Genomic DNA, 10105 nt, shown 5'->3' with positions numbered 1-10105 from the left:
ATTTTATAATTTCCTTTTTAATAAAAAAGAACCCAAAAACACGGTTCCTACTTTATCGCAAATGTTATCTCCGCTTCGCAAGCCAGCTCGCCATCTACAGTCGCAACTGCCTTACCTTTTCCAATCGGCCCGCGCAGCTTGATCATTTCAACTTCAAGGCGAAGCTGGTCGCCTGGTTTTACCTGCCTTTTAAATCTGCAGTTGTCGATACCTGCAAAGAAGCCAATCTTCCCGCGGTTTTCCTCCAGCTTCAAAACCGCAACTGCACCAACCTGCGCCAGTGCTTCCACGATCAGCACACCTGGCATGACCGGGTAATCAGGGAAATGGCCGTTGAAGAATTCTTCGTTTGCCGTCACATTCTTGATGCCGACTGCCCTTTTACCTTCTTCAATTTCAACAATTTTATCAACGAGTAAAAATGGATAGCGGTGCGGGATGATTTCTTTGATTTGTGTGATGTCCATCATTTTTAGTACCTCCTACTAATACTTACCAACTATTGTACTAAAAAAACCAAATAAAAAGGAAGGGGAATCTCCCTTCCTGAAAAACTTTTTATTCTTTATTAACAAGGTCGACAATATGTGACAGGTAGATTTTTGGAATATTCCCTTCACTTCGCCCCCGCCCATAACGGCATAGCCGAACATGGCGCCTAGCACGATACTTGCACCAAACAGTAGGATCACAATAATAATCCGAAGCCAGATCGGAATAAGGCGAACCCGGATTCTCTTCTTTTTATCACGTGATTTCTTTTCCTTTTTCACTTCTTCACGCGTTATTGCTTCTTGATTATTCTTGTTCAAAGCCATTTTGGTTGCTCTTCCCCTCTTAACGGATTCCATTCACTAGTCCAAGCATTTGATCGGCCAGTGTTATAGACTTCGAGTGGAACTGGTAGCTCCTCTGTACATTGATTAAATCCGTCATTTCTTTGCTCATATCTACATTCGATTGCTCAAGGACACCTTGCTGGATGGCGATTTGGTTCCTTAAGGGACCAGCCAGATTAGTCATTATCTCTTCCTCGATTGCGCCAAGCTCAGCCAGGTTGTCTGGCAACCCCAGCAGATTCGCTCCTTTTTGCTCTAAAAATTGAGGCTTATTAATCAATATTACACCAAGATTCACTTCTTGGCTTATCCCATTATACATTTCGGCTGTTAAAAGTCCTGATTGATTAATATTAAAGTTTTTCACATTACCTGTAATAGTAATTGGCTGGTTGTTCTCATCAAGGATCGCATGCCCGTCGCTATTGACAAGCATAGATCATTATCAGTAAGCGGCGAAAGGTACAATGCACCATTACGTGTCAAACGCATCGCTGAGCTGCCATCTTCATTTTGGACCATCACCCGGTAAAATTGGCCTTCTGCGTGAAAGCAGTGTCCAATGGCCTGTCCGTTGTCTTGATATTGCCTTGCGTTAGATTCATCTGTATTTGGCCTAATCTAGCCCCATTGCCCTGGCGAATGTTAAATGGTGTCATCCGGTTCTGCGGCTCAAGCGCATTATTAGGCTGATTCTTGTATTCCTGCACCAGCAGGTCAGTAAAAGATGCTTCGCGGCGCTTATAGCAGCTGTATCGATATTGGCAAGATTGTGGCTGATCATGTCCATCTGCTTTTGCAGTTGGGATAATGTATTGGTTGAAGTGATCATTGTTCTATTCATATTTTATACCTCAATACGCCTCCAGTACAGGAGCGCGATTCCTTTTAAAATTTGATCCAGAATACTATAGCCTTCCGATTTCGTTCGCAGCCTTCTCCATGCTTTTATCGTAAGCCTGAAGAATCTTTTGGTTCGCTTCGAAAGCACGGTAAGCTGTCATCATGTCGGTCATTGTCCTGCTGATATCGACATTGGATTGTTCAAGGAAGCCTTGCTGCGTCCTGAACTGGACTCCTTCAGCACCAAATGCATTAGGAAGTTCGCCGCCATCTTCAGTACGGAACAGGCCGTCGCCTTCTTTTATCATTCGCAGCGGATTGTTCGCATAGGCTACACCAAGTGTAGCACCCTCACCATTTTCACCAGTCAGGACACCGCCATCATTGATTGTGAAACGGTCACTCGAAAGCTGGATTTCCTGGCCTGCTGAATCCAGCACATAATGCCCGCTGCCAGTCGTCAAATAACCCTGCGCATCGATTGTGAAATTTCCATTCCTAGTATAACGAACTGTACCATCTGTGTTACGCACAGTAAAAAATACTGACCCATTTTCGGGCATATTAATATCGAGCAAAGCCACATCCGTCTTCCGTCCAGTTTCGCGCAAATCACCCTGGATGAATTTCGGGATTGCTTCCTGCATGTACACACCTGTATTAATTGTGCCAATCTCCTTAGCAAACGGCAAATTCAGGCCTTTCTCAGTCGGAATTTGCTGCTTGTCAAAGCGCTGTAGCAGCATTTCCGGGAACGCCCTCATTCCCGCCTGGTCCGCCTTATATCCCGGCGTACTGGCATTGGACATATTATTCGTTAGCATCTCCGTCCTGCGCTGCTGCGCAAGCATACCGGAAGCGACTGTATAAAAGCCTCTGAACATATTCTCACACCCTTATCGAAAAAACTCCTAAGCAACAGGAAATTTTTTCACTACTTTCTATTATAAGAAATATATCGGCAAGAAACACTAAAAATTTGCAGGAAAATGTAGGATTTTGGGTTTTATTCCAGAAAAACTGGGTAAAAACGAAAAGCGCAAGCGCCTGGTATGCCCCGACAAGCGCCGCCCGCCTAAAATCACCACGTCCTGTGGCTAGCGGGTCTAGCACATCCTGTGCATCGGAGGGCCTGACAGTGAAGTCGTTCTTTGACTTCATTGGCAGGATCGAAACCGAAAAGTATAGCCGACTGTCCAGAAACGCAGAAACTGGAGACTCCGACAAAGAAGCGCTTTTTGCTTCTGCCGGCGGAGTTGAAGTTTCGGAGTTTCTAGGAGGCGAAACTAGACAAACGTCTCGAGGGGCAAGGCGCTGGAGCTGGACAAAGAAAAAAAATCTGGAATCCTGCGGCATTTCCCACCGAAGTAATTCCAGATTTTAATTTTAGATGATTCCGCGACGACCTGCGATACGATCGATATTATCAAGCATAATACCTGTTCCGATTGCAACACAATCCATTGGGTTATCCGCAATCAATACCGGTACCTTAAGTTCTTCCTGCAAAAGCTGGTCGATTCCGTGAAGCAGTGCTCCGCCTCCAGTCAAAATGACGCCGCGGTCAATGATGTCTGCGGACAATTCAGGTGGGGTTTTCTCCAGCACTGTTTTTGCCGCTTGAACGATTACAGCAACTGACTCCCTAAGAGCCTTTTCAATCTCCTCAGAACGAACCGTAATCGTGCGCGGGAGTCCGGATACCATATCACGTCCGCGGATTTCCATTTCCTCACTGCGGCTTCCTGGGAATACAGTCCCGATTTGGATCTTGATATTTTCAGCTGTTCTCTCACCGATTAACAGCTTGTATTCACGTTTAATGTAATTTAAAATTTCAGCGTCAAACTTGTCGCCAGCCATTTTAATCGATTGAGAAGTTACGATATCGCCCATTGATAGTACAGCTACATCCGTAGTTCCTCCTCCGATGTCAACAACCATGTTGCCGCTTGGCTGGAAGATGTCCATTCCTGCACCGATTGCCGCTACTTTTGGTTCTTCTTCAAGATAAATCTTCTTGCCGCCGCTCTTTTCAGCAGCTTCCTTGATCGCTTTTTGCTCAACGCTCGTGATGTTCGTCGGACAGCAAATCAGGATTCTCGGCTTTGACAAGAAACCTTTTACATTCAATTTATTGATGAAGTGTTTTAACATAGATTCCGTTACATCGAAATCCGCGATAACGCCATCCTTCAACGGACGAATCGCTACGATATTGCCAGGTGTACGCCCAACCATTTTGCGCGCCTCTTCCCCAACAGCCAAAACCTTGTTCGTGTTCTTATCGATCGCCACAACAGACGGTTCATTCAAGACAATTCCTCGACCTTTTACATGGATCAACACATTGGCTGTACCAAGGTCAATCCCGATATCCCTTGCAAACATTTTGCTTTTTCCTCCTTGACAAATGGCTGGCTGCGGCTGATTAAGCCTCGTTATCTCAGCTGACGAATTGCCTTATCTATGTAAAAATAGATCACGATGTCCGAGATTACACAGACGCTGCCGCAATCTGCGAACCATATTCTACCCTAATTGTTTATTTTATCACAACAATGGTAAATAAGTAACTTCTTGTTGAAAAATCAGAAACAATTTGTTTAAATTTGTCACATTAAAATCAGTTCTTGTAACTTTTCACTCTAGCCTTAACTTTATTTCCCTAGGGTACAGACTGTGACTAACCTGCTTGTCCATTTCTCCCCATAATAAAAGGCGGCAGCCTCCGCTTTTGTATAAAGCAGAATCATACACGCCTTTTGTGGCGATGCCCGGCTTTTCGGAATCTAAGCTGGGCATTTTTCATTTTGTTGCCGGCAATGATCACACAGCTGAATTACAATCCCTCCAATCTGTTTGTTTCAATCCGTTTTCACTTAACCGGCTCTTCTTCCCTTTCCTCTTTGCGATACTTCATTTTTGTGGCTTCCCCGCCTCTCAAATGGCGGATCGATTTATGATAATCAAGGATTTCTTTTACTTCATTGGCAAGGTCAGGGTTGATCTCAGGCAATCTTTCTGTCAGGTCTTTATGGACTGTACTTTTGGATACGCCAAACTCCTTCGCTATGACACGAACTGTTTTTCTCGTCTCCACGATATACTTTCCAATCTTGATTGTTCTCTCTTTGATGTAATCGTGCACACCACTCGCCCTCCCTAAATTGGATGTGAGAAGTGTGAAATGAGACTCGCTTTTATCGGCCAATACTGCATCCCGCAATAAAATATTCGTTGCGGCAGAAGGTTGCTCCCTCTGGATATTACTAAGATTAATCATGTTCCCGGCTGAATCCTCATATTGTGCAAACGACTCCTCACCTCAAACACTCTCTTTGTCAGGTTTGTAATATTTTATTAGCTTGGTTGAGGATATATGCACAAAAAAAGCAATAGGGACAAGGCATTGTGAAGTTTTTTGAAAAATCCGGTTATTTTATTAAAGAAAAACTTTCCTATATACCCATTTTTAAAAAAAGGAGACACATTGTTCTCTCTGGCTAAAAAGTACGGGGTTACCGTCAAGGACTTAAAAAAGGAAAATAAATTGGTCAGTGACTCCATTTATGTTGGACAAGCCCTTTCAGTACCAACCCATGGCTTCGACACAGCGGAATTTACGTCGTCAATCCTGGGGATACACTGTTCAACATCTCCCAGCGATTCGATGTAAGCTTGAAAGAATTACAGCAGGTTAACGATTTAAAGAAAGACATGGTGCTGATCGGTCAGCAGCTGGTTATTCCAGGCGAGATTGAATTCATGGAAGCAATCATTAACGGCGCGGCTGATAATTTTACAATTGAGGTTGAAAGTGATGGAAAAGCCATTCCTTTAAGAGTTTCTTATGGGACAGCGAGGAAATATGAAGAATTTGCAGGTCTGGGAGTTTTCGTTGCTTATAAAAATGGTGCTTTGATTAATATTCAATAACATTATGAACCCGTAACTATATGTCACGGGTTCTTTCTTGGACATGTAATTCTTTATTCACCCTATTCTACGATAAGCCACCAGCTTCATATCGCTGGTCGATACGCACTTGTAATTAAATCTAATTTCACACTTTTGATTAAAACTGCATCGACCGCATCTGGCTGTCGGTGGCCATGATCAGCTCGCCCCAGGTGGAATGTCCACGGTCTTTGAACTGCTGCAGAAGCTCGGCGAACAGATAAGCTGTGGTCAATGCGTCACCCACCGCACTGTGGCGGTCATATATGCGTGTGCCGAATGCCATCGCGTATCTCTCTAGGTCACGCATGTCATATGAGGGGGCAATATAACCAATCAGATCGAGTGTATCGATGGTGAACAGTTTTTTCAGCGCCAGCTTTTCACGTTTTAGCTCGCTTTTCAGCACAAGGTAATCGAAGCCGACATAATGCCCGACAAGGCATACCGCTTTGTGTGACCCAACATAATCAAAGAAGTCATGTATTGCCTCTAGTGCACAGGTGCTCCTGCAACTTTTGCATCCGTAATCGATGTCAGCTCAATTATTTCCCGAGAAATTTGTCGCTCCGGGTTTACATATGTCTGGAAACGGGCATTTTCGATCACCTTAAGCCCGCTTACCGGCACACCGCCAATTTCAATGAGCCGATCCGTGGTCGCCACCTGGAATCCCGTCGTCTCCGTGTCGAAAACAATAAACGTAAGATCATCAATTCTCGTCGATAAAGGAATCTTCTCGTACATAAGCGCGCAGGAAATATTCTTCCGTTGAAAAAACATGCCAGCCTCCTTTCAAAGTATCTGTCTTCGTTAAGGTTTTGCCGGATTTCTTTCTGGTGTCAGGTGTGCCGTACCAGTCACCACCTGAATTTCGCCAGATCTCTTTCTAGTAATCTGTGCGGCCCCCAACCTTTTTAAAACGTTATTACACCGAGAATCTAGCAAATACCATTCCCTGGAGTTCACGGAGTGTTCGCAGGCTCAGGATGAGTTCGTCCTTTTGTCTGGTTGACATGGTGGCAAATGATAGGACGGAGCTGCCGCCTTTATTGCCCCACCTTTGTCTGATATAAAGGTCGAGCATGTGGCTGAAGGCTTCTTTAAGGTCTTCTGTGAATCCTTCGTTAAAGATACCCTTTTCTTTTAAACCAGCAATTTTCTCCAGTGGTGTTCCGGGGATGCCTCCGTAATAGAGCGATAGGATTTGCAGGCTGTGGTGGAATGGAAACAAGATTTCTTTTTTCATATCAATGCTTTTCCTTCCGAGCTTGAACAGTGCGCGTATCGGTTCATCCAATGTCGGAATTTCTTGTTCCTTTTCGGTTTGGACCATCCGATATAGGAAAATTTTTGAGCGGTCAAGCAGCTCGGTGATCTTTGCTTCTAACTCCTTGTCTAGCGCTTCGCTCCCAGCCGCGAACCGGTAGGAGAAAAAGTTATGCGCCCGCAGCAGGTTATCATTCGTGGACTGCAGCATCCACTTCCTGACGCGATCCTGCCACTGCAGCACTGTCCCCCTCCACTGCTCCTCACTCGACATCATCAAGCCCTTGCAGCGAGCGTAGCCGGCTGCCTCCAGTTTTGCAGTAATCTCCGCCCCGAATTTTTCAAAGTAACCATGCTCACTCGTTTCCCCATACACTAGGAAATGATCCTGATCTGTCAGCATGAATTGTTCCCCGCGGCCGGCAGAACCCATTAAATAAAACGCAAATGGAGCAGGTGGTTCTAGCCCTTTCTTGCGGAGAGCCATAAGAGATAGTTCGACCGCTCTGCCTATTAATCGGTCGTATAGCTTTGTAATGATATCAAGCAACACTAGAGCAGGAATACGGTCACGCACAAGCGTTTCGGTAATTTCATAGATTGCTGCCTTGATCTCAGGAAGGCTCGTTTCATCGGCCTCTTCAATCTTCTTTATTGTCCTCATCACACTGTCGTTCTTTTTTCGAAGCAAATCGGTCAGTGTAATAACCCCGGAAATTTTGCCATCATCGACCACAGGTAGATGCTTGATACCGTTCAGCAGAATTTCCGATAAGGCATCGTAATAGTAAGCGAACCTGGAGATTGTCACTGGATTCTCCGTCATCACTAGCCTTGATGGCTCGTCATACGATATCCCCCCGCCACGACCCTGCCGACGATGTCCCGTTCGGTGATGATTCCTTTTAACTCTTGCTGTTCAACGACAAGCACCGAGCTTGTCTTCGAATCGGCCATCATCTGCGCAGTTTCCTTGATGCTTGTTTCTGGAGAAACGGAAGCTATGTTTTCCGACATCAAATCCTGTACCCTCGCTAAAATCGTCTTTCCCTCGCCAATACCCTTCGCCATTTTCACCTGCTCAGCAAGGGATCCATAAACATCCTTCAACCTGATTGAAACCTGGGTCAGCAGGTAATCATGGACATCCTGATCATCCCATCTTTTTGCCAGGACGGAAAAAGGTATCAGCAGTGCCTGGACTTTGTCTACAGACCTGACCTCGACATTGGCATGAGGTTTATCGGCACTCGTAAATCCGAGAAAATCAGCAAGACTGGAGAAGCTACAATCTCACCTTTTTGAATGCACTCAAGAACTTCTTCCTGACCGGCGGCATTTTTCACGAATACCTCAGCGATTCCCTGTAAAATCAGTAAAAGCCCTTGGCGTGATGTGTCCGCCTGGAGCATCATTTCTCTTTTTCCATAGGTAATAGCTACGCATTCCTCGACAAGGGAAAGGGCTGTGCGTTCTTCCACCCCCTGGAACAGGGGATGGAACTGCACAGCCTTCCAGATTTCCTTATACAGATTTTGATCCATCATCATTCATCCAAACTTCACCATTCTTATAAGACATCTGTTCAGGATAGCGAAGGTCGAGGACTTCCTCCTGAATTTTTTGCGATGGAGCCGGAGTCGCAAGGGATACAATGACGTTTGCAAGGATGGCAGCTGTTGCTCCGAATACGCCAGCACCGGTATCGATGATGCCAAGAATCGTGAAACCTCCGTACTTTGCTGCGAAAATGTAACCCAATGTCACAGCAAGACCGATGAGCATACCTGCGATGACACCTTGTGAATTCGAACGCTTCCACCATACACCAAGGATAAGAGCTGGGAAGAACGTTCCGCTGGCAAGCGCGAAGGCCCAGGCAACAATCTGCGTGATTGCTCCCGGAGGATTAAGGGCGATCAGGCCTGCAAACAATGTAGCGACAACAATTGAAATACGCGCCACATTCAGGCGAGTTTTTTCCGTAGCGTTTGGCTTCATGACACGGTAGTATATATCGTGCGCAAACGCGGAAGAAATCGCGATCATCAAGCCGCCGGCAGTTGAAAGAGCCGCGGCCATAGCGCCTGCCGCTACGAGGCCGATGACGAATACGCCAAGATTGGCAATCTCAGGTGTCGCCATAACAACGATATCGTTTGAGATGATCAATTCACTCCACTGAAGGACTCCGTCGCCATTTCCGTCGGCAACTTGAAGCTTTCCTGTATCGACCATGTTTTCGTCCAGGCAGGTAGCTCGCTGATTTTGCTGCCGGCAACCTTTGTCATCAGGATGAAGCGTGAGAACGCTGCATAAGCAGGCGCTGACAGGTAAAGCAAACCGATGAAAAGAAGTGCCAGGCGCCAGACCAGCGAGCAGCCTTCATCGTTGAAACTGTATAGAAGCGGACGATTACGTGCGGAAGTCCTGCCGTACCAGCCATCAATGTAAACATAAGGGCAAGGAATTGCCATTTCGTGCCGTTCGTAAATGGCGCGAAGTATTCCGAGATACCGAGCTCACGATCGAGCTCACCCATTTTTCCAACGAGCTCACCGTAGGAAAGCCATGGAAGCGCACTGCTTGTAACCTGGAGAGACATGAAAATTACCGGAATTAAATACGCAATGATCAAAATGATATACTGCGCAACCTGCGTCCATGTAATCCCTTTCATACCGCCGAAAGCAGCATATGTCGCGATCAGGACCACACCGATCATCGTGCCGAGTTTCGCATCGATCTCGAACAGTCGCCCGATAACCACACCGGAACCGGAAAGCTGACCGATCGAATAGGTAAAGCTGATGATGATCGTTGAAATCGCGGCAATGACGCGCGCCGTATGGCTGTTGTATCGGTCACCAATAAATTCAGGAACCGTGTAGCGGCCATACTTCCTGAGCTGAGGCGCAAGCAGGAAGGTCAGCAGCAAATATCCGCCTGTCCAGCCATGATATACGCAAGGCCGTCATAGCCGAGCAGCATGATGGTACCGGCCATCCCGATAAAGGACGCGGCACTCATCCAGTCAGCGCCGATCGCCATCCCGTTAAAAATTGGCGGAACGCCGCGGCTGGCTACGTAGAAATCAGACGTTTGCTTTGCAGTATTGTAAATCGCAATCCCGATATACAAACCAAATGTAGCTAAAATAATAGATAATGAGACCAAGAATTGTGTATCCAAAG

12 protein-coding genes and 2 pseudogenes are annotated in these 10105 nt (G+C 46.0%); 2 read left to right on the top strand and 12 right to left on the bottom strand.

The window, feature by feature from the left end:
* Nucleotides 1-47: 47 nt before the first annotated feature.
* The 5 genes from fabZ to JCM21738_RS13785 form a co-directional block, all read right to left on the bottom strand.
* On the bottom strand, nt 48-470 hold the full coding sequence (gene fabZ, locus JCM21738_RS13800; protein WP_023613628.1) for a 3-hydroxyacyl-ACP dehydratase FabZ: 423 nt from the start codon (nt 468-470) through the stop codon (nt 48-50).
* Between the two features lie 15 nt (nt 471-485).
* Nucleotides 486-818 carry a DNA-directed RNA polymerase subunit beta gene (locus tag JCM21738_RS13795; RefSeq protein ID WP_243463032.1) on the bottom strand — a complete coding sequence of 111 codons (333 nt, stop codon included), beginning with the start codon at nt 816-818 and terminating at the stop codon, nt 486-488.
* A gap of 19 nt (nt 819-837) precedes the next feature.
* The gene (locus tag JCM21738_RS27420; protein WP_369385750.1) at nt 838-1275 is read right to left on the bottom strand and encodes a flagellar basal body rod C-terminal domain-containing protein; all 438 of its coding nucleotides are present in this window, start codon (nt 1273-1275) and stop codon (nt 838-840) included.
* A 219-nt stretch (nt 1276-1494) separates the two neighbouring features.
* Entirely contained in the window at nt 1495-1683 is a 189-nt protein-coding gene (locus tag JCM21738_RS27415) for a flagellar basal body protein (protein WP_369385749.1), read from the bottom strand.
* 64 nt (nt 1684-1747) lie between these two features.
* Nucleotides 1748-2566 carry a flagellar hook-basal body protein gene (locus JCM21738_RS13785; RefSeq protein WP_023613625.1) on the bottom strand — a complete coding sequence of 273 codons (819 nt, stop codon included), beginning with the start codon at nt 2564-2566 and terminating at the stop codon, nt 1748-1750.
* A gap of 254 nt (nt 2567-2820) precedes the next feature.
* Between JCM21738_RS13785 and JCM21738_RS23920 the strand changes: the two genes are divergently transcribed.
* The gene (locus tag JCM21738_RS23920) at nt 2821-3066 is read left to right on the top strand and encodes a hypothetical protein (protein WP_023613624.1); all 246 of its coding nucleotides are present in this window, start codon (nt 2821-2823) and stop codon (nt 3064-3066) included.
* A 2-nt stretch (nt 3067-3068) separates the two neighbouring features.
* Here JCM21738_RS23920 and JCM21738_RS13775 read toward each other — a convergent pair whose 3' ends face one another.
* A complete protein-coding gene (locus JCM21738_RS13775) occupies nt 3069-4073 on the bottom strand; it encodes a rod shape-determining protein (RefSeq protein WP_023613623.1) in 1005 nt (334 codons plus the stop codon).
* 487 nt (nt 4074-4560) lie between these two features.
* Nucleotides 4561-4833, bottom strand: a complete 273-nt coding sequence (gene spoIIID, locus JCM21738_RS13770; protein ID WP_031307660.1) for a sporulation transcriptional regulator SpoIIID — start codon at nt 4831-4833, stop codon at nt 4561-4563.
* Nucleotides 4834-5363: 530 nt separating this feature from the next.
* Between spoIIID and JCM21738_RS22570 the strand changes: the two genes are divergently transcribed.
* Nucleotides 5364-5621: a hypothetical protein gene (locus tag JCM21738_RS22570; RefSeq protein ID WP_023613621.1), complete on the top strand. Its 258-nt coding sequence runs from the start codon at nt 5364-5366 to the stop codon at nt 5619-5621.
* 139 nt (nt 5622-5760) lie between these two features.
* Here JCM21738_RS22570 and JCM21738_RS13760 read toward each other — a convergent pair.
* The 5 genes and pseudogenes from JCM21738_RS13760 to JCM21738_RS13750 form a co-directional block, all read right to left on the bottom strand.
* Nucleotides 5761-6425 (bottom strand): annotated as a pseudogene (locus JCM21738_RS13760) (3'-5' exonuclease).
* A gap of 145 nt (nt 6426-6570) precedes the next feature.
* Entirely contained in the window at nt 6571-7737 is a 1167-nt protein-coding gene (locus JCM21738_RS25970) for a DUF294 nucleotidyltransferase-like domain-containing protein (RefSeq protein ID WP_243463031.1), read from the bottom strand.
* A 2-nt stretch (nt 7738-7739) separates the two neighbouring features.
* Complete coding sequence (locus JCM21738_RS25965; RefSeq protein ID WP_243463030.1) at nt 7740-8021, bottom strand: CBS domain-containing protein; 282 nt, start codon at nt 8019-8021, stop codon at nt 7740-7742.
* 98 nt (nt 8022-8119) lie between these two features.
* Nucleotides 8120-8455: a cyclic nucleotide-binding domain-containing protein gene (locus JCM21738_RS25960; RefSeq protein ID WP_243463029.1), complete on the bottom strand. Its 336-nt coding sequence runs from the start codon at nt 8453-8455 to the stop codon at nt 8120-8122.
* Nucleotides 8436-10103, bottom strand: a pseudogene (locus JCM21738_RS13750) (sodium:solute symporter family protein). Before JCM21738_RS13750 ends, JCM21738_RS25960 begins: the two are co-directional and overlap by 20 nt.
* Nucleotides 10104-10105 lie beyond the last annotated feature (2 nt).

The organism is Mesobacillus boroniphilus JCM 21738 (genome assembly GCF_000517385.1).
In the GTDB taxonomy this organism is placed as follows: domain Bacteria; phylum Bacillota; class Bacilli; order Bacillales; family Cytobacillaceae; genus Mesobacillus; species Mesobacillus boroniphilus.
The sequence above is the reverse complement of the archived record's forward strand: the minus strand, read 5'-3'. Positions and strand labels throughout refer to the sequence as shown.